This window comes from Haloarcula sp. CBA1129 (assembly GCF_008729015.1).
In the GTDB taxonomy this organism is placed as follows: Archaea; Halobacteriota; Halobacteria; order Halobacteriales; family Haloarculaceae; genus Haloarcula.
Genome location: NZ_RKSM01000001.1, coordinates 1,421,216 through 1,438,767, shown reverse-complemented (window position 1 = coordinate 1,438,767; position 17,552 = coordinate 1,421,216). Strand labels below are relative to the sequence as shown.

The 17,552-nt window shown below is 63.1% G+C and carries 17 protein-coding genes; 7 read left to right on the top strand and 10 right to left on the bottom strand.

The window, feature by feature from the left end:
• Nucleotides 1–38: 38 nt before the first annotated feature.
• Nucleotides 39–1,241 carry a methionine adenosyltransferase gene (locus Har1129_RS07115; protein WP_151100032.1) on the bottom strand — a complete coding sequence of 401 codons (1,203 nt, stop codon included), beginning with the start codon at nt 1,239–1,241 and terminating at the stop codon, nt 39–41.
• Nucleotides 1,242–1,300: 59 nt separating this feature from the next.
• Nucleotides 1,301–1,843 carry a class IV adenylate cyclase gene (cyaB, locus tag Har1129_RS07110; protein WP_191906129.1) on the bottom strand — a complete coding sequence of 181 codons (543 nt, stop codon included), beginning with the start codon at nt 1,841–1,843 and terminating at the stop codon, nt 1,301–1,303.
• A gap of 80 nt (nt 1,844–1,923) precedes the next feature.
• Between cyaB and Har1129_RS07105 the strand changes: the two genes are divergently transcribed.
• The 3 genes from Har1129_RS07105 to Har1129_RS07095 all read left to right on the top strand — a co-directional run bounded on the left by Har1129_RS07105 (nt 1,924) and on the right by Har1129_RS07095 (nt 4,315).
• Entirely contained in the window at nt 1,924–2,952 is a 1,029-nt protein-coding gene (locus Har1129_RS07105) for a threonine/serine dehydratase (protein WP_151100030.1), read from the top strand.
• A gap of 79 nt (nt 2,953–3,031) precedes the next feature.
• Nucleotides 3,032–3,979, top strand: a complete 948-nt coding sequence (locus Har1129_RS07100; protein ID WP_151100029.1) for a peptidylprolyl isomerase — start codon at nt 3,032–3,034, stop codon at nt 3,977–3,979.
• Between the two features lie 135 nt (nt 3,980–4,114).
• A complete protein-coding gene (locus Har1129_RS07095) occupies nt 4,115–4,315 on the top strand; it encodes a hypothetical protein (protein ID WP_151100028.1) in 201 nt (66 codons plus the stop codon).
• A 2-nt stretch (nt 4,316–4,317) separates the two neighbouring features.
• Here the strand turns inward: Har1129_RS07095 and Har1129_RS07090 are convergent, their stop codons facing one another.
• Both Har1129_RS07090 and Har1129_RS07085 read right to left on the bottom strand, forming a co-directional pair.
• Nucleotides 4,318–4,947: a transcriptional regulator gene (locus Har1129_RS07090; RefSeq protein ID WP_151100027.1), complete on the bottom strand. Its 630-nt coding sequence runs from the start codon at nt 4,945–4,947 to the stop codon at nt 4,318–4,320.
• Between the two features lie 28 nt (nt 4,948–4,975).
• Nucleotides 4,976–5,602, bottom strand: a complete 627-nt coding sequence (locus Har1129_RS07085) for a CDP-4-dehydro-6-deoxy-D-gulose 4-reductase (protein ID WP_151100026.1) — start codon at nt 5,600–5,602, stop codon at nt 4,976–4,978.
• Between the two features lie 442 nt (nt 5,603–6,044).
• Between Har1129_RS07085 and Har1129_RS07075 the strand changes: the two genes are divergently transcribed.
• The 3 genes from Har1129_RS07075 (at nt 6,045) to pyrI (ending at nt 8,718) form a co-directional block, all read left to right on the top strand.
• Nucleotides 6,045–7,181, top strand: coding sequence for a VCBS repeat-containing protein (locus tag Har1129_RS07075; RefSeq protein ID WP_225307778.1), 1,137 nt, complete (start codon nt 6,045–6,047; stop codon nt 7,179–7,181).
• 158 nt (nt 7,182–7,339) lie between these two features.
• Nucleotides 7,340–8,254 carry an aspartate carbamoyltransferase gene (gene pyrB, locus Har1129_RS07070; RefSeq protein ID WP_151100024.1) on the top strand — a complete coding sequence of 305 codons (915 nt, stop codon included), beginning with the start codon at nt 7,340–7,342 and terminating at the stop codon, nt 8,252–8,254.
• The gene (pyrI, locus tag Har1129_RS07065) at nt 8,251–8,718 is read left to right on the top strand and encodes an aspartate carbamoyltransferase regulatory subunit (RefSeq protein WP_151100023.1); all 468 of its coding nucleotides are present in this window, start codon (nt 8,251–8,253) and stop codon (nt 8,716–8,718) included. Before pyrB ends, pyrI begins: the two co-directional genes overlap by 4 nt.
• 21 nt (nt 8,719–8,739) lie before the next feature.
• Here the strand turns inward: pyrI and Har1129_RS07060 are convergent, their stop codons facing one another.
• The 6 genes from Har1129_RS07060 to Har1129_RS07035 form a co-directional block, all read right to left on the bottom strand.
• The gene (locus Har1129_RS07060; RefSeq protein WP_151100022.1) at nt 8,740–9,606 is read right to left on the bottom strand and encodes a DUF58 domain-containing protein; all 867 of its coding nucleotides are present in this window, start codon (nt 9,604–9,606) and stop codon (nt 8,740–8,742) included.
• Nucleotides 9,607–9,661: 55 nt separating this feature from the next.
• Nucleotides 9,662–10,603, bottom strand: a complete 942-nt coding sequence (locus tag Har1129_RS07055; RefSeq protein ID WP_151100021.1) for a MoxR family ATPase — start codon at nt 10,601–10,603, stop codon at nt 9,662–9,664.
• Nucleotides 10,600–11,508: a hypothetical protein gene (locus Har1129_RS07050; RefSeq protein WP_151100020.1), complete on the bottom strand. Its 909-nt coding sequence runs from the start codon at nt 11,506–11,508 to the stop codon at nt 10,600–10,602. The genes Har1129_RS07055 and Har1129_RS07050 overlap by 4 nt, the downstream gene beginning before the upstream one ends.
• A gap of 65 nt (nt 11,509–11,573) precedes the next feature.
• Nucleotides 11,574–12,221, bottom strand: coding sequence for an AAA family ATPase (locus Har1129_RS07045; protein WP_151100019.1), 648 nt, complete (start codon nt 12,219–12,221; stop codon nt 11,574–11,576).
• Nucleotides 12,218–14,584 carry a vWA domain-containing protein gene (locus Har1129_RS07040; RefSeq protein WP_151100018.1) on the bottom strand — a complete coding sequence of 789 codons (2,367 nt, stop codon included), beginning with the start codon at nt 14,582–14,584 and terminating at the stop codon, nt 12,218–12,220. The genes Har1129_RS07045 and Har1129_RS07040 overlap by 4 nt, the downstream gene beginning before the upstream one ends.
• The gene (locus Har1129_RS07035) at nt 14,584–16,377 is read right to left on the bottom strand and encodes a VWA domain-containing protein (RefSeq protein ID WP_151100017.1); all 1,794 of its coding nucleotides are present in this window, start codon (nt 16,375–16,377) and stop codon (nt 14,584–14,586) included. The genes Har1129_RS07040 and Har1129_RS07035 overlap by 1 nt, the downstream gene beginning before the upstream one ends.
• Before the next feature lie 297 nt (nt 16,378–16,674).
• Here Har1129_RS07035 and Har1129_RS07030 point away from each other — a divergent pair, with 297 nt between their 5' ends.
• A complete protein-coding gene (locus Har1129_RS07030; RefSeq protein ID WP_151100016.1) occupies nt 16,675–17,313 on the top strand; it encodes a helix-turn-helix domain-containing protein in 639 nt (212 codons plus the stop codon).
• Nucleotides 17,314–17,552: the final 239 nt, after the last annotated feature.

Below are 17,552 nucleotides of genomic sequence, written 5' to 3'. Positions count from 1 at the left end.
TTGACCACTGGCGAGTAAAGGGGTGTCGCCTCGCCGTCTCAGAACGTCGAGAGGTTGCCCTCGATGACCTGTCGCGTGACGTCGGTCACATCGGCTAGTTCAGCGTCGATTGTGGCCTGAATGTCTGATTCGACGTCGCCGACCGCGACGCCGTCTTCGGTGACGACTGTCGCGTCAGCGACGTGGGGCTCGTCAATCGGTGACCCGATCTGTGAGAGCAGACGCATCTGGACCTGTCGGATACCGTCGACCTCGCTCGCGACAGACTGTGCGATCTCCGTCGAGAGGAGATTGTAGATCTTCCCGATGTGGTTGACAGGGTTCTTCCCGGATGTCGCCTCCATGCTCATCGGGCGGTTCGGCGTGATGAGGCCGTTCGCGCGGTTCCCGCGCCCGACGGAGCCGTCGTCGCCCTGCTCGGCGCTGGTCCCGGTCGTTGTGAGATAGATCGACTCGGCGTCGTAGTCGTCGGCCGTGTTGACGTGGACCGTCACGTCCCGGTCGGTGTACTCCTCGGCGAGGTCGGTGACGAAGGCTCTCACGTCCGAGACAGCAGTCTTGTACGCATCGAGGTCCGGAACGTGTTCGTCCACCATCGCAACGGCGACGGTCACATCGATGTGGTCACCCTCGCGCTTGCCCATTACTTTCACGTCTTGGCCGACGACCGGATTGGACTCGGCGTACTCGCCGGTCAGTTTCTGCTCAGTGTTACGGACGATCTGTTCGGTTTCTGTCAGCGGAGCGTGACCGACGCCGTAGCTGGTGTCGTTTGCCATCGGAATCGCTGCTTCCTCACCGAACACTGTCTGGAGGTCGCCTGACCCTTCGCCGAACTGAACGTCGACGATGACGTCGGAGCCGAGGTCGAGGTGGGGGAACTGCTCGTCGAGGTAGTCGCGCGCGGCTTGGAGGGCGATGCTTTCGGCCGGGATACGCTCGCCGTCGAACTTCTTCGTCGCTCGACCGACGACCAGAATGTAGATCGGCTCGAGGACTTCGCCGCCGCCGTACGCGGGGGCGGCAGTGCCGGCGACGAGTTGTGTCTCGTCGGTGTTATAGTGTAGGACTGTGCCGAACCGGTCGATGTACGTCTGCGCCAGCGCTCGTGACACCGTCTCTGCGATACCGTCACAGATTGAGTCCGGATGGCCGATACCCTTGCGCTCTACGACTTCGATGTCCTGATCTTCTACGGCAAGCCCGCTTGCAGGTTGGACGTGGATGTTCCGCTCGGTCATTGCTTCGACTTCGTCTGGCCGGGTTCTATAACTTACGGGAACAGATAATAGCGGAATGATTACTCGTTCGCATCGCTGAGTAGCATGCCGAGATAGGAGGTTCGTTGCTGGTCGTTCGGATCCAGACCGATATCCCGAAGCACCTCGTAGGCACCCTCTCGCACGGGTTCGATGTCACCGTCGGTCTCTCGTTCGACTTCGACGAACTCGCCGACATCGTCGACAGCGTCGAGCGTGACATGGTACTCCCGGACCTCGTACACCCGGCGGTTCTTCCGGACGGTCGCCGCGGGCTCGAAGCCGAGGTGCTGGACGATCGCGTCGAGGTCGTCACCGTTCTCGACGCCTGTTTCGAACTCTTCTCGGCTCTTCGACTCCGCTTCGAGGAGTGGCCCCTTGTAGGTAATCTTCGCGTTCGTCTCCCCTTTTCTGGTTTCACGACGGACCCGGAACGCCTCGTCTGTCTCGGCGAAATCTCGGTGGGGCGCATCGTAGTACGTGTCCGTCTGTATCACTGTATCGACCTGCTCGGCCCCGAGGTCGTCAAGCCGATCCGCGACAGCCTCGATGTCCGCTGGCACTTTCACCTCGACTTCGTACATACTCTGGGACTGGGCCGGGCAGCTAAAAAACGCTCCCGTCGACCGCGCCATTTACTGTGTCGGCTCTCCCGGATAGTAGTATGGCCGGCCGCTACGAACCGATCGACTCCCCGGACGAGACGACCCTCTTTCCGTACCATGACCTGACGCCGCCGACAGTTGCAACGGTCGCGCGCGCCCGGCAACGCATCCGGCAGCACCTCCCCGAGACGCCCTTGGTCCGAAGCGAAGCCCTCTCCGACGCCCTCGACGCAGAGGTCCTGCTCAAGCGAGAGGATACGCTCCCGACGGGCGCGTTCAAAGTCCGCGGTGGCGTGAACCTCGTCGCGTCCCTCGACGAGGAGTTCCGCGAGGGCGGACTGCTCGCTGCGAGCACGGGGAACCACGGCCAGTCTATCGCTTGGGCCGGCCGTGAGTTTGACGTGCCCGTCACTATTGGCGTCCCGAAAGAGGCCAACGCCGGAAAGGTCGACGCGCTGGAACAACTCGGCGCAGAAGTCATCCAACACGGCGAGGACTACGACGAGGCCCGCGAACACATCGAGGAGCTGGCGATTCAGCGCGAGGCGCGCTATGTCCACTCGGGCAACGAACCGAAGTTGCTCGCTGGTGTCGGCACAGCTGGCCTCGAAATCCTCGACGAGCGCCCTGACGTTGACCGCGTGTTCTGTCCCGTCGGCGGCGGCACCGCCGCGGCCGGGTACTGCATCACACTCGGTGCGATGACCGACGCTGCTGTCGTTGGCGTGCAGGCCGCGGGCGCGCCCGCAGTGTACCGCGCTTGGCACGAGGAGACACTGGACGCCCTCGACAGCGTCGACACGATCGCCGAGGGCGTCGCAACCCGAGTGCCGTTCGCGCTCCCGACGGGAATATTGCAGGACGGGCTCGCCGATTTCCGGCTCGTCTCCGAAGACGCCATCGCTGACGTCGTGGCGCGCCTGTTCGAGACGGACCGCATCGTCATGGAAGGGGCCTGCGCGACGGCTGTCGCCGCAGCGATACAGGCCGGCGACGAACTACGCGGTGAGACGGTTGTCCTCCCCGTTTCGGGGCGGAACATCGACCGCGAGAAGTTCGACCGGCTGTTGACTGAGAGTGAGTACTAGCCGGTCACTTCCGAAGTTGCTCGGCCGCTACTGACCGGGAAACGTTGTCCTTAAGAGTGCCACGACTGACGAACAGGGTATGAGCAACGAGTCTGAGACTGAAGTCGATGCGGAAACCGCAGACGAGGAAGAACAGGCGGAGGGACTCCAGAAGGGCGATGTCGTCAAGCTCGCCTACACCGCCCGCACCGTCGACGGCGGCCAGCTTGTCGACACGACTGATGAAGAAGTCGCCGAAGACGACGGTATCGACACCGAACAGCAGGAGTTCGGCCCGCGGACCATCGTGCTGGGCGAGAACCACATCTTCCCGGATGTCGAGCAGGACATCTACGGGAAGGAGGTCGGCGACGAGGGCAACGTGACCGTTGCGGCCGCCGACGCCTTCGGCGAGTATGACGAGGAAGAGGTCCGGACGGTTTCGAAGGACAAGATTCCCGAGGACGATCGCTACCCCGGCGCGCACGTCGACATCGAGGGCGAGCACGGTCACATCGAGACTATCATCGGCGGCCGCGCGCGAGTGGACTTCAACCACCCGCTTGCCGGCGAGGACGTCGAGTACGACTACGAAATCCTCGAAGAAGTCACTGACCGCGAGGAGAAGGCGCAGGGCATCATCCAGATGATGCTCGACATGGAGCTCGACGTCTGGTTCGAGACCGACACCGTCGAGGAAGAACAGCTCGTCGAGAGCGAAGACGACGAAGCGGAAGACGAGGAGTCTGAGCCCGAGTACGAAACCGTCGAAGTCGAGAAGGAAACGCTCTACATCGAGGCGACGCCGCAGCTGACGATGAACCAGCAGTGGATGATGGGCAAACAGCAGATCGCCCAGCAGCTCACTCAGCTACTCGACATCGACCGCATCATCGTGCAAGAGGAGATCGGTGGCGGCGGCATGGGTATGCCCGGTATGATGGGTGGAATGGGCGGTGCCGGCGGCGCTGACATCGAAGACGCGCTGGAAGACGCCGACGTTGACGCCGAAGAGATCGTCGAAGAGATCGAAGGCGCGGAAGAGTAACTGCCTCGCGAGCGCGTCGAACTGTTTTGCAGTATTGGTGCCGGAAGCGGCTTTGCGGGTCCGAGCGATAGCGCTACCATTTTTTGACGGCCAATGCGGGAGAACCATTATACGCACGTCACGTCATCACTACCCATGCGAGTATCGCTGGTGTACCCGTCACTGCTCGCGTTCCCGCCGGGAATCGCGTTCGGCGTCGGGACCTTCGTGTTGACTGGACGCACCGGGACCGGGCTGGTCGCGGGCGTCGGCGTCGGGCTCGGACTGTTCCTGTTGATACTCGTCGGAACAGAGTTCGGCGCGACGGATCGAGAGCTACAGCCCGGTGGCGAATAGAATCAGGCGATATCGCGGCTAGTATCGATGCTGACCTCTTCGACGAGGTTGAGCTTGATAATGTCGGTGGGGGCCCGTCCGCCGCGGAACTTCGGAATCGCGAGGCGGTTCTCCACCTCGTCACCGGTCGTCGTGGTGTTGAGCTGGAACACCACATCGGCGAAGTGCTCGGTCGTATCCCGTAGCGGTGGCACGTCACGGCCATCGAGACAGTGGACGATAGCGAGGCTGCCAGTGTTGACGATGTGGTTCTGCAAATCGTTCATGAACGCGCGAAAACGCGAGTGTGGCTCTTGGGCTTCCAGCACGTCGAGGGGGTCGACGATGAGGTTCGACGTCTCCGGGAGCGCCGAGACGAGTTTGCCGGCGTTGTCGAGCGGTGCTTCGCCAGAGATGTGGCGCACCGTCGGGTCGCCGGTGTTGGCCGGCGTCTGCTCGATGCTTGCGATGACCGACTCGGCGGTCCGGTCGAGTGACAGCCACAGAGTCCCGCGCGTGGCGGTGAGTTCGTAGAGGAACAGCTCCGCTTGGCTGGCCGGCTGGGCAGAGAGCGCGACGATACTCCCGGCAGGGATGCCACCGTCGAGCTTTCTGTCGAGGACATCGATGCCCGTTCGCAACCGGTTGACCATACCACTGAGAAGTTATTTAGCCACGAGATTAAGTATTCCGCTTGGTGAGAGTGTTCGCTATCTCGACGTATTTGGCCGTAGCGCGGGCCGATTCCAGCGGCTTCGACACCGACGGAACGTGGACTGTTGCCGGACAGGACAGCAGGTCAGACGGGTCTACCGACCCGCCGCTGCCGACCAGTACAGCGAGGGCGGGTGGCGCGTCGAGTGCCCGGGCCATCGCCGCGGTTTTGGCCGTGTCGGTGAGGCTCTGGCGGGTCGGTGTACTCACGAGCACTGTCCTGTCAGCCACCCGTAGCGGGCGGGCGGCGTCCGGGCCGGCGCCGGCCGGACAGTCGAGTATTACGGGGCGACCACTCCGAGGAAGACTGCCGATAGCAGTGTCGACAGCGGCTTCGGTTGCGGCCTGACAGGGGACCACGTCGACGTTTTCGACGGCTATGGCGGACTGGGAAACCGTTGCCGGCTCGGCCGCGGCTGTGATATCAGCGATTCCGGGTGTCGGATTTACGCCGGCGCGACGGTGGAGGTTCGGCATATCGCGATCGGTGTCCACGACCAGCGACCGTCTGGCCGGCGTCCCCAGTGCTTGACCGACTCCGAGAGCGATGGTCGTTTTCCCACAGCCACCCTTGCCGCCAGCGATTGCGAGCATACGGTGGATGGACCGTCTATCGGTTTTGAATCCTTGTGTAGCCGGTCACGAACATCGACCACCGAACTGGACGAAAGGACTGACTTACGCCGGTTGGCCGTTGCCTACTTTTATACGGCGGTCAGATGCTGTCCCCTCCTGTCCGTAACAGGTCTGTACTTTCGGCGGCGATGGGCAAACCGATTGAGTCCGTTTTGAATGAGGTCTGCTAGCGTTTGTGTACCGATAAGAATGCCCGGAAATCGAAGCCGCGCTGGGCGGAGAGTCAGATCTGCTGGGCCGGTGTCGAACAGTGGGGTGTGACACGCTCGTTATCCCACATCTCTCAGCGTCCGAGCTTCGAACCCGGAGCCCTACCCGGACGCCCGCTACGAGTTCGTGACAGCTGTCGGTCGGTGTTAGCCCGGTTATAACAATACCGCTGTACCCGAACGGCTGGGATATGAATCTCCACCACGAGCGCATCGAAGCCTCGCCGCCAGCGAGTACGATGAGCTTCTGTCTCACGACCGACCTCACGGGGAACGGCCGGCCGGATGTCATTGTTGGGGCGCTCGGTGACGAGCACGAGGTCCAACTCCCACTTGTCGACAAGTCGGTCGACCTGCTATCTGTGTTCGGCATGGGGCCGCTGGCTCGCTGGCTCCAGACGAACGTGTTCTGGTACGAGAACCCGGGCTGGGAGCGCCACGACGTTGCCAGCGCACCAGAGCTCTCCGTCGGTGGTTCGATCGGCGACATCACGGGGAACGGCCGCCCGGACATGGTGGCCGGCCAGAACATCCACCAGCACAAACTGTGGTGGTTCGAGATACCGAACGACCCGCGAAAGCAGTGGACACGCCGGCTCATCACTGACGATTTCGAGAAGTACCATGACACCGCGGTGGCGGATGTTGACGGTGACGGCCAGAACGAGGTTGTCGGACTGTCACAGGAATCCCAAACCGTGTTCTACTACGATATTCCCACAGACCCGACCCGAGAGCCGTGGCCGGTGGCGAACCGCCACGTCGTCGCCGAGGACCTCGACGTCGAGGGTGTCGCTGTCGAGGATGTCGACGGTGACGGTGAAGCCGAAATCGTCGCTGGCCCCAACGTCTTCCATCGAACGGCCGACGGGTGGGATCGGGAGCCGATTGCCGAGGACTGGCAGTGTACCCGCGTCGCTATTGAGGATGTCGACGGCGACGGTGATTTGGAGATAATCTTGGTCGAGGGCGATGAACCGTATCTCGACGATCGCCCGGCCAGACTGGGCGTGTTCGACCCGCCCGAGTGGGACCTGACACTGCTGCACGACGACCTCTCGAACCCGCACAGCCTCGACGTAGCGGACTTCGACGGCGACGGTAACCCCGACATTTTCGTCGCGGAGATGGGGCTGGAAACAGGCCACGAACCCCGACAGTTCGTGTTCCACAACGATGGGGCGGGGAACTTCGAGCGGAAACAACTGAATGCCGGTGTACCCACCCACGAAGCGAAAGTCGTCGACCTCGATGGCGACGGCGTCCCCGACATCGTCGGCAAGGCCTACACCGAGCCACGCGTCGATGTCTGGCAGAGCAATCCTTGACTGGTCGCCTCGTACTGCTATTCCGGCTGCTACACCTTTCCTGACCCCGATTTCGAACCCAGTGCCGCTGTTCTCGAAACCGGGCCTGATGATGTAAGCGACAGGTCAATTCCCGTGTCGGGGGATTCAAGACGGTCCGGAGCGCGATACCGAGTGAAATGCGGCACGACCACATCATCAGCGCGAAACAACTCTCGCGGGCCGACATCGAGACGGTGCTCGACCACGCGGCCGACATCGCGGCTGACCCGGGGGCGTTTGCGGACCGGCACAGCGACACGCTGCTTGGCATGCTCTTTTTCGAGCCGAGCACCCGGACGAAAATGAGCTTCACCACGGCGATGAAGCGCCTCGGCGGCGACATCGTCGACATGGGCTCGGTGGAGTCCTCAAGCGTGAAGAAAGGCGAGTCACTGGCCGATACCGTCCGCGTCGTCGAGGGCTACACCGACGCGCTCGTGCTCCGGCACCCCATGGAGGGATCGGCAAAGATGGCGAGTGAGTTCGTCGACGTGCCGCTCGTCAACGCCGGGGACGGGGCCGGTCAGCACCCGACACAGACGCTGCTCGACCTCTATACGATCCGTGAGAACGCGGGCTTTGAGGACCTGACTATCGGCATCATGGGCGACCTGAAGTACGGCCGGACGGTCCACTCACTGGCTCACGCGCTCACGACTGTCGATGCCAGACAGCACTTCATCAGTCCCGAGTCGCTCCAGCTTCCGCGCTCGGTCCGCTACGACCTCCATGAGGCCGGCGCGGGTATCCGCGAGCACACCGAACTCGACGAGATTCTTCCCGATCTGGACGTGCTCTACGTGACGCGTATTCAGGCCGAGCGCTTCCCCGACGAAAGTGAGTACCGCGAAGTCGCGGGCCAGTACCAGATCGACGCCGAGACGCTGGAAGCAGCCAAGGACGACCTGACCGTGATGCACCCGCTCCCGCGCGTCGACGAGATCGCCCACGATGTCGACGAGACCATCCACGCACAGTACTTCCAGCAGGCCCACAACGGCGTCCCGGTGCGAATGGCTCTGCTTGACCTGATGCTCGGAGGCGACCAATGAGCGACAACGACCAACAACTCCGCGTCTCGAAGATCCGCAACGGCACCGTCATCGACCACATCGCGGGCGGACAGGCGCTGAACGTTCTGGCGATTCTCGGCATCGACGGGACCAGCGGCGACTCTGTCTCTGTTGCGATGAATATGCCCTCCGACCGTCTGGGCCACAAGGACGTGGTCAAAGTCGAAGGCCGCGAACTTTCCCAAGACGAGGTCGACGTGCTCTCGCTCATCGCCCCCGCGGCGACGATCAACATCATCCGCGACTACGATGTTATCGAAAAGCGCCGTGTCGAGCGCCCGTCGGTCGTCGAAGGTGTCCTCGAATGTCCGAACCACAACTGCATCACCACCGAGAACGAGCCCGTCGACTCGCGCTTTGCCGTCGGCGACGACGGCGTCCGCTGTGAGTACTGCGATACGATTATCCGCGACGACCTGCCAGCACATATCCTCGCAGAGTAAGCTGACCCTGCCGCAATCTGCCTACTGCAGCCAGATGCTTGCAAAGGAGTCGAAGTAGTCTTCGCCGGTATCGACCAGCACATGGTCTGCGCCGAGTGCTGTGACGCGATTCGAGACCGAATCGACGTGTGCGTCGAGCCGCGATTGGTACGTCTCGGCCAGTGAGCCGCTGAAATACGACCGGCGTGTCTCATCGCTTTCGGGGTCGGCAAACAGCACGTCACCGACGACGCCGGGGTCCCGTTCTGCTGGGGCGACCACCCGGACCAGTAGCACGTCAGCGTCGTTGCGTGCGAGCGCGGCGACGCCGGACTCGAGTGCCTCCGGTTCGGTCAGGCAGTCGCTGAACACGACGACGAGCGAGCGCGAGCGGATGCGTTCGGCGTAGGCCTCCAGTGCGGATTCGAAATCGGCCGTCCCGTCGGGTGTCATTTCGTTCAGCTGGTCGATGAGCGAGAGGAGTTCTCCACGGTTCGACTGGCCCGTGTCGATACGTTCCACCCGGTCACGGAAGGTACAGAACTGGAAGTCGTTGTTCTCCTCGGCCGTGAGGTACGCGAAGCCGAGTCCGAGTTTGGCGGCGTACTCGAACTTGTGACTCAACTCGTCACCGTAGTCCATCGATGCGCTCGTGTCGACGAGCAGATGGACGGTCAGACTCCGCTCTTCCTCGTACTGCTTGATGAAGTACTCCTCTGTGCGGGCGAACAGCTTCCAGTCGATCCGCCGCGTGTCGTCACCCGGCGAGTAGCGGCGGTAGTCGCTGAACGTGAGCCCCTCACCGACCCGCGGGGACTGCTGGTCGCCCTGTCGAATCGAGGTCGTCTGGCGGTTCAAGGCCGCAGTGAACCGACCGAGTTCGTCGAGGAAGTCCGGTTCGATGGTCACGGCTATCTCTCCCCCTCCTGCTGGGCCGCCCGCCAAACCGCAGTCACTAGGTGGCTCATTCCAGCAGCGATGCGATGAGGTCGTCCGCTGTCCGGCCCTCACGCTCGGCCCGGAAGTCCACGATGATCCGGTGCCGGAGGACGGGCGCGGCGAGCGCCTCGATGTCCTCGCCCGTGACGTGCGAGCGGCCGTGGAGGAACGCCCGCGCTTTCGCCGTCTGGACCAGTGCCATGCTCGCTCGCGGGCTGGCCCCGAACTCGATGTCGTCGGCCTCGCGGGTCCGGCGGACGAGCTGGACCGCCCGGTCGCGCAGGTTGTCGGCGATGGGCATCTCGCGGACGAGCTGCTGGACCTCCTGAATCTCCGAACGGGTCAGCGAGCGCTCGACAGGCACCTGCTCTGCCCCGGCGGTGTACATATCGACGATGGTCCGTTCCTCGTCGTAGTCGGGGTAGTCGACCAGCAGCTTCAGCATGAAGCGGTCGGTCTGGGCCTCCGGGAGCGCGTAGGTCCCTGACTGGTCGATGGGGTTCTGGGTCGCCAGAATGAAGAAGGGGCGTGGCAGTTCGTAGGTCTCGCCCGCGGCGGTCACCTGTTTCTCCTGCATCGCTTCCAGCAGGGCGGCCTGTGTCTTCGGTGTCGCCCGGTTGATCTCGTCGGCCAGCACGACGTTTGCGAACACCGGCCCCTTCTCGAAGACGAACTCGCGGCCGCTGTCGGTCTCGCGGATAATCTCGGTCCCAGTGATGTCGGAGGGCATCAGGTCGGGTGTGTTCTGTATCCGGGAGAACTGGAGGTCGGTCACCTCCGCGACGGTACGGACCATCGTCGTCTTCCCCAGTCCCGGGTTTGATTCGAGCAGCGCGTTCCCGTCGGCCAAGATACAGATGAGCAACTGCTCCAGTACCTCCTCTTGGCCGACGATCCGCGTGGCGATCTGTTCACGTGCGTTCGCGATCTTCTGCTGTAGCGCGTCGATGTCTTGCTCTGAGCTCATGGGTCGGTGTCCTCGTCGTCCGTCTCTTGGTCTCGAATCCGCAGATTGTACTCGCGGATGAGGTCCGCGTCCTCGACGTCTTCCTGTCCGGCGAATCCGGCCTGCTGGCTGTCGACTGTGCCGCTGGTGCTCCCCGGTCCACCGGTGTCCGACGACGGGAACGACTGGCTCCGGTCGATCTCCTCGTCGCCGCCTGTCGAATCGATCTCGGCGGTAAGGTTCTCGTCGCCGGCCTGCACGTCCTCGCTGTCGCCGAGTATCGCGTCGCCGTCTTCGAGCCCCTCGTACTCGCTGGGCCGGTCGTTCGGCGATTCTGTCTCGACTGGGTCGCGGTCGAGGAGAGCGATATCGACGACGGCCACCTGCACTGTCGCCAGACTCAGCAGGATGACGACGACGAGCGTTCCGATAAGCCGCCGGCTGTCGACGAGTGCGACGCTCGAACTCTGCTTCAGGCCGTCGAGCACGTCCTCGTAGAGCCGGGCCGCCATCCGCGTCTCGGCCCCGTCCTCGACCGCGTCCCGCGCCGTTCGGAGCGCGTCGGTGACGCCCGCGTTCGCCGCCTCGAACTGCTCGACGAGCGGCTGGCGGACCCGGTACAGATACTCGCCGACGAACCAGACCGCTCCGACGACGATGCCGACGACTGCGCCCGTGGGGAAGGACAGCCCCGATATCGAGCGGCCGACGGTCGTGCCGACCGGGTCCGTCACTGCTGCGGGAACCGACACCTGTGTCGGCAGTTCGGCCGGCGAGAGGACAGTCAGACAGATGTTCACTAGGAGAAAGATCAGTACCGAATCGACGATGGCGTAGACGAACGCCGCCTTCTTGCCCTCGCGTCTGATTTCGTTGAGCGCGCTTGCCATCTGACGGCGCGAGTCCGACCTGTCGGCTTCCTCCATAGACGCTGTCTCACTCCCGCTGCTAGCTGAGCCAGACGTGTCAGATGTGGTTTCGTCTCTCACTGTCAGACCCCCTCACAAGCGCTTGTGGTCTCGTTTGTGCTGTCAAGCGCGCCACAGGCCCGGTTGAGGCGGTTCCTGAGCTCCTGATTCTCCGATTCGAGAGTCTCTATCTTTTCGTTGAGGGTATCGATCTCGTTCTCTAGGTCACCAATCTCATCGTTGAGGTCCGACACCTGTTCTTCAAGGTCTTCATTCTCGCCTTCGAGGTCGTCGATTGTCGACTCGAGGTCATCGACCTCATTTTCGAGCGTGTCGCGCTCGTCTTGCAGGTCATCGACTGTCCCCTCCAGTTCTTCGACGCGGTCCTCGCTCTCGCGGAGCGACTGCCGGGTCTCCGCAAGTTGGCCCTCTGTGGCATTCAGCTGTTCTTCCGTCTGGTTCAGATTGGTCGCGACCTGATCGACGTCTTCTGACCGGGTCTCCAACTGGTCTTCGAGATCGTCGACACGGGTCTGGGTGGAGTCGAGCTTACTCCGGGTCTCGTCGAGGTTTCCTCGGAGGTCGGCGTTTTGCTGGCGGAGCTCTTGGTTCTGCGAACGCAGTTCGCTCGCGGAGTCCTGATACAGTACTGTCGTGCCGCCAGTGCCGACCATAGAGAGAACGACGAACACCACGAGTCCGAGGTTGATCCGGCGGCCGATTGCGCTCACGGGAGACCACTCTCCAGAGAGGTGCGGCCGCGGTACACTTGAACACGCCGGGCGACCACCTCGCCGGTGAAAAGCAGGAGCGCGCCGAGCAGGGCGACCCAGTCCCAAGTGTCTCGAACGGTGCGGACCCGGGTGGATTTCTGGCGTGCCTCACTGGCTATCTGCTCGCCTTGGTCCGGACTGAAGGTCTGTCCCTCCGTTGTTTCGACGAGCGCATCGAGGCCCTCACTCGGGCCGAAAGCACCGTACTCGACGGGATAGTTCGCCGCGTATTCCGTGTTGAGAACAGTCTGGAACCCCGCCTCCCGGGGCGTGAACTCACCGCGATATCGACCGTCGCCGACCTGCCGGACGGACACGTTTTCGGCGTCCGGTCGGGAGTCTCCTTGGTAGGTCAGCGTCGTCGGACTCCCCACTCGGGCGTCGCTGACCGCCGTAACACCGGTCTGTGTTCGCATCGGGTCACCTACGGCATAGTTGACCGATTTCGTGACGACCAGCGAGTCCGGCCGGCCGAGCAGGCCGCCCAGCGTGTTGTCAGAATCGTAGGCGGTAATAGAGACCACGCGACCCAACCCGAACCGCCAAGAGGCGATGGCCGGCTTCCCGTCAGCCGTGGCGACCTGATAGTCGGCTCCGGGCTTGACCCGGACGTTGTTGGCCTGACCGAGGTTCGCCGTCAGCTCGACACCGGAGGTGATGAACGTGTCCTCCGTGACGATGGTGAGGTTCTCCCCTTGATAGCGCCGTGACGAGCCGCCAAAGAGCAGCCGCAGCCGCTCGGTCTCGTCGGCGGCGAAGTACGAGCCACCGGACTCGCTGGCTATCTGGCGCATCGTCGCGACGCCGACCCGCTTGCCGACGCCGACGGAGACGACGCGCGTCCCCTCACGGCCCAGTTGGTTGGCGACGGCCGCCGGGGGGCCGAGCTGGTCCTGACCGTCGCTGAGCAGGATTATTGTCCCTTCGCGGTCACCAAGCAGTTCGTCGGCCCCCTGAAGGCCGACAGCGATATCGGTTGCACCACCGCTTTCCAGCCGGCGTATCTTGTCGGCGGTCTCCGCTCGGTTCTGTCCGAGCGGTTGCATCTCCGAGACGCGGTACGCGTTGTGGTTGAACGCGACGACGCCGACCTGATTCTCGTCGCCGAGCTGGTCGAGCACGTCTAAGGCGACGGCCTTCTGTATCGAAAGGCCGCTCTCAGCGCTGCCGGACACGTCGACGAGGATGACGATGTTCGACTCGCCGCCGGTGGCGTTCCCGACGCGGACCGGGAGCATCGAGGCCACTTGCGACGTTTCGTAGCCGCCGTTCTCGTAGGCGTTGTCACCGCCCGCAACGACCAGTCCGCCGCCGTTGATGACGAAGTCCTGCAGCGCGGTTGCGTTCCCGATGTTTCCCGACGGCGTGTCTTGCATGACGACAGCGGCGTACTCATCGAGGTCCGCCGGCACCGAGGAGGCTGTCGAGACGTTGTACAGCGAGTCGAGGTAGTTCCGGAGCGGGTACTCGCCCTGTGAGACGTACAGTACGTCGGGCTGTTCGACGACGCGGACGCTCTTGTAGAACACGTCGTTTCGGGCGTACTCGTCGTCGCCGGACAGCGTCGCGGTCATGCGGTGTGACCCGATTTCCTCGAACGTGTGGTCGACGGTGAGCGTGCCGTCCGGCCGGAGTTCACCCTCGGTGACCGTCTCGCCGTCGATGGTCACCTCCACGGGCACGGGTTCGAGGACGTTCACGCCGTCCATCGAGACGGTGTACTGTGACTGGACGCCGCGGCTCACCGTCGATGGTCCCGTTATCGCCACAGCGCGCTCGGTGCGTGGCGACTGGGGCGTGACGCTGTGGACCGTCGCGTTGAGCGAGGTGGCTTGCTCCGCTGCCATCGACAGACTCCGTCCTTCCGTGACGCGGCCGTCAGAGATGACGACGACCGTGCCGTTCTCCTGCAGGTTCGCCGCCACGCCGTCGCCGATACGCGAGTTCGACCCGCTGCCGATTGTCGCCCTCGTCACTGGCACGCCCTCGCTTTCGATGTCCTGTACCAGCGCGTCGGTCGTGTTCGGATAGACACCCATGCTCGCGGAGTCATCTGTCAGCAGTGTCACGCCCGGCTCACCCGGTGTCTCGCGGGTCTGGACGGTGTACGGTTCCATCGCGCCCAGCACGAGCAGGCAGACGATGAGCACGCGGCTGGCAAGCAGGAGCCGGCGGCTCCGGTTCGAGGCCGACCGCGGTCCGCCGTCGCCACGCCGGATGAGATACGTGAGGACGACGACGGCGACCGGAAGGACCAACAGCGGCCAGAGGTGTTCGACGCCGACGGTGAGCCCCTCCGCGAGAGTGTAGGACACCGCCATCAGAGGTCACCCCGTCGGCGCAGATAGCCGACCTCGGCCAGTGCAAGCACCAGCCCGCCCAGTGCGAAGTACTCGGTCAGCGGCTGTGGCACCGACCGCTGCTCGGTTCGGGTCAGATTCCCGGCCGTTCCGGAGCGGTCATCGAGCGCTTCGGCGTCGGTGTTTGACTCGCCTTCGTCCAGCAGCGAGGCGCTCACCTGCCGGCTCTCGCTGCGATAGAAGCCGGCCCGCTGGAGCGGGACCGAGTTCCCGGAGACGGAGCCGGCCGGCCCTTCGACGGTGGTGTTCCCGAACCGGACGGCCTCACCGGTCTCGTGGTTCAGAGCCGAGAGCTGTTCCCTGTCCGCGAGGTAGTACACTGCCCGCTTCCAGAACACGGGGTACTGGTAGTTGAATTTGAAGCTGGATCGGTCCTCGATGTAACCGTAGTACATGATTCGTCCGCCGTTTCGAGATTCGGTCGCGATGAGTGGCGTCCCGTCGCCCAGTTGCACCTGTGCCGACCCGGAACGAAGCGAGCCGACAATGTACTCGTCCGGGGGCTGAAAGTCGATGCCGCGAGTGAGCTGTGTCTGTGCCGTCTGGCCAACTGTCGCGCCCGTTCGAATCTCGCCGGGCTCGATGAGCAGGATGTTTTGATACCGCTGTGGCAGGTCGTCCTGTGCGAGTACCGCTACACCACCGCCGTCCTCGACCAGCTCGCGCCCGCTTTCGACGTTCCCGGGGAGCAGTGACCGCTTGTCGATGTTGCTGTACAGAATCACGTCGTAGCCGCCCTGAATCGTCGTCGGCGGTTGCCTGACCGTCACGTTCACCCGGTCGACGACCGACAGCGCGGTGGTCAGATACCGGTTCCGGTCGTTTGTCAGCACCAGTACGTCGACGGCCGCGTCCTCCGGCGCGGCAATGTAGACGCTGTCGTCGGCCGCGAAACTATCGCCCGGGCTGAGCCGGGCTTCGCTCCCGCCGGCTGGGACCGGCAGCGTCACCGACCCCACGTCATCGGGACCGAGCCGAATCTCCTGCTGGGTAGTGCCGAGCTGAACGGTCCGAGTGACGGCCGAGTCGCCGTAGTTTTTCACCGAGAGCGTCACCGCCGAACCGGAGAACCGGCGGTCGATGAAGCCGACGTTCGCGTCCCCGCCGCCGTTGAGCTGTCGGAGGTCGACGGAGAGCCCGCGCCCGCGAGCTGTCGTGACCGCGGTGGCCCACTCCTCGCCCGCGAAGTCACTCAGCACGACGACTCTGGCGTTCTCTCCGGCGAGTGAGGCCGCCTGCGAGATAGCGCCGCTGAGGTCACCCGGCGCGTCCGTCGGGCTGAGCCCGTCTAGCGTTCCCTGAGCCGATGTCGGTGTGCCACGCTGGAGCACCACTTCACCGCCGTTAGTCGTCGTAACGACGGACGTCGTCCCCGTCACCTCCTCCCGAGCGGTTGCGACGGCCTGCTGGAAGCGTGTCTGACCATCTGCGTCGGTCTGCATGGACGCGCTCGTGTCGACGACGATGACCGTCTCCTCGACCGTCGCTCGTTCGGAGACGGTGATGTACGGTGTCGCAAGTCCGACCGCGAGTACCAGCACGACCAGCACCTGCAACAGCAGGAGAAGGCTGCGGGAAATCCGTTCGAGAAACGGTGTCGCTGATTGCTGGCGTTCTCCGGCGACGAGAAACTGGAACGTCGGCAGCGTGAGTTCCTGCGGGTCCGGCCGGATGAGATACAGCACCACTATCGGCACCGCAAGGAGGAGGGCCACCAGTCCTAGGGGGGCGAGCAAAACGTCCGAGAGGACCATTATCTGTGTATCAGGCGGAGGCGGCATTTATCTTGTGAATGTGGTGACACCACTGCGCGGGCCTCTGACAACGCTCTCTCTCTCGGGCAGCCTCCGCCGGTTACGGCCAAACGGAGTCGTGCAGTCGGTTCTCCGACAGCAGAACGAACGCTGTCACCGAGACGTGAGGACCGCCGCTGTGACTCCGAGGAGAGATATTCTAAACATAGAAAAACAGGCACAATCTGGCCGTAATCTGCGGATTTCAACGAGAATGACAAAATGCATTTAACTGACGATGGATGACGAGCAGGCAGGATGGACCAATCCGAAAGCGGGCTCACAGGGGGGGCATCGGGGACTGCGAAAGAACGAACCCTCAAAGTGCTGTTCGAAATTGAACTGCCCGATGACTGTTCGTGTCCGCTTTCGGAGCCGGATTCAGCCATCGAAAACGCGCAGAACCAGATCAACGACGGGGTCTGTCACGCGGAGATGACTGTCACTGACGAGGCCGGTTCTGAACGGGTTCTCCATTCGACAAATCAGGTCGGGGACGCCTGCCTCTGTCTCGCGTTTAGCGAGGTCGGGTGTGTTCCACGAACCCGGCGCGTAGACGGTGACTCGCTTTTTATCGAGACGTACGTCTCAGACCGGAGCGTCATCAGTGAGCTAGTCGACCAGTTGCAATCGGCCGCTGACCGAGTGCGTCTGCGACGGCTGACATCCCGACAGGACGACGCGACCGAATCGGACCCTGCTACAGTTGACCTCTCTTGTCTCACGGCAAAACAACGGGAAGCAGCGATACTTGCGGTCGACGAAGGCTACTATCAGACGCCACGACAGACGACCCTTGATGAACTCGCAGCTACGCTTGGCATCTCGAAGTCCGCACTCTCTCAACGCCTGAACGCCGTCGAATCGAAACTCACGACGGCTGCTTTTGACCCGTAGACTTTCCTTTTGACCGAGGTGTACTGATAGCGGTAGTGACTGCCTTCGGTTGCTGACCGACTTGAGCGTGCACAGGTGTTCCTTGGTGGGATAGGGTCGTGACGATGATCCTATATGTCTCATGCTCTTCGCCGCTATTGGCGTCTGAATGGCCCACCTGCGCCACTTTTCGGTTCCTCTGAGTGGCCTGCTGATGTTCTACCCCCATTTAAACCACTTCATAATACAGCGCGCTTCCT

Excerpts from the sequence above, each read along its gene's own strand:
- Har1129_RS07115 (WP_151100032.1), bottom strand. The coding sequence starts at position 1,241 with ATGACCGAGCGGAACATCCACGTCCAACCTGCAAGCGGGCTTGCCGTA.
- cyaB (WP_191906129.1), bottom strand. The coding sequence starts at position 1,843 with ATGTACGAAGTCGAGGTGAAAGTGCCAGCGGACATCGAGGCTGTCGCG.
- Har1129_RS07105 (WP_151100030.1), top strand. The coding sequence starts at position 1,924 with ATGGCCGGCCGCTACGAACCGATCGACTCCCCGGACGAGACGACCCTC.
- Har1129_RS07100 (WP_151100029.1), top strand. The coding sequence starts at position 3,032 with ATGAGCAACGAGTCTGAGACTGAAGTCGATGCGGAAACCGCAGACGAG.
- Har1129_RS07095 (WP_151100028.1), top strand. The coding sequence starts at position 4,115 with ATGCGAGTATCGCTGGTGTACCCGTCACTGCTCGCGTTCCCGCCGGGA.
- Har1129_RS07090 (WP_151100027.1), bottom strand. The coding sequence starts at position 4,947 with ATGGTCAACCGGTTGCGAACGGGCATCGATGTCCTCGACAGAAAGCTC.
- Har1129_RS07085 (WP_151100026.1), bottom strand. The coding sequence starts at position 5,602 with ATGCTCGCAATCGCTGGCGGCAAGGGTGGCTGTGGGAAAACGACCATC.
- Har1129_RS07075 (WP_225307778.1), top strand. The coding sequence starts at position 6,045 with ATGAATCTCCACCACGAGCGCATCGAAGCCTCGCCGCCAGCGAGTACG.
- pyrB (WP_151100024.1), top strand. The coding sequence starts at position 7,340 with ATGCGGCACGACCACATCATCAGCGCGAAACAACTCTCGCGGGCCGAC.
- pyrI (WP_151100023.1), top strand. The coding sequence starts at position 8,251 with ATGAGCGACAACGACCAACAACTCCGCGTCTCGAAGATCCGCAACGGC.
- Har1129_RS07055 (WP_151100021.1), bottom strand. The coding sequence starts at position 10,603 with ATGAGCTCAGAGCAAGACATCGACGCGCTACAGCAGAAGATCGCGAAC.
- Har1129_RS07050 (WP_151100020.1), bottom strand. The coding sequence starts at position 11,508 with ATGGAGGAAGCCGACAGGTCGGACTCGCGCCGTCAGATGGCAAGCGCG.
- Har1129_RS07040 (WP_151100018.1), bottom strand. The coding sequence starts at position 14,584 with ATGGCGGTGTCCTACACTCTCGCGGAGGGGCTCACCGTCGGCGTCGAA.
- Har1129_RS07035 (WP_151100017.1), bottom strand. The coding sequence starts at position 16,377 with ATGGTCCTCTCGGACGTTTTGCTCGCCCCCCTAGGACTGGTGGCCCTC.
- Har1129_RS07030 (WP_151100016.1), top strand. The coding sequence starts at position 16,675 with ATGGACCAATCCGAAAGCGGGCTCACAGGGGGGGCATCGGGGACTGCG.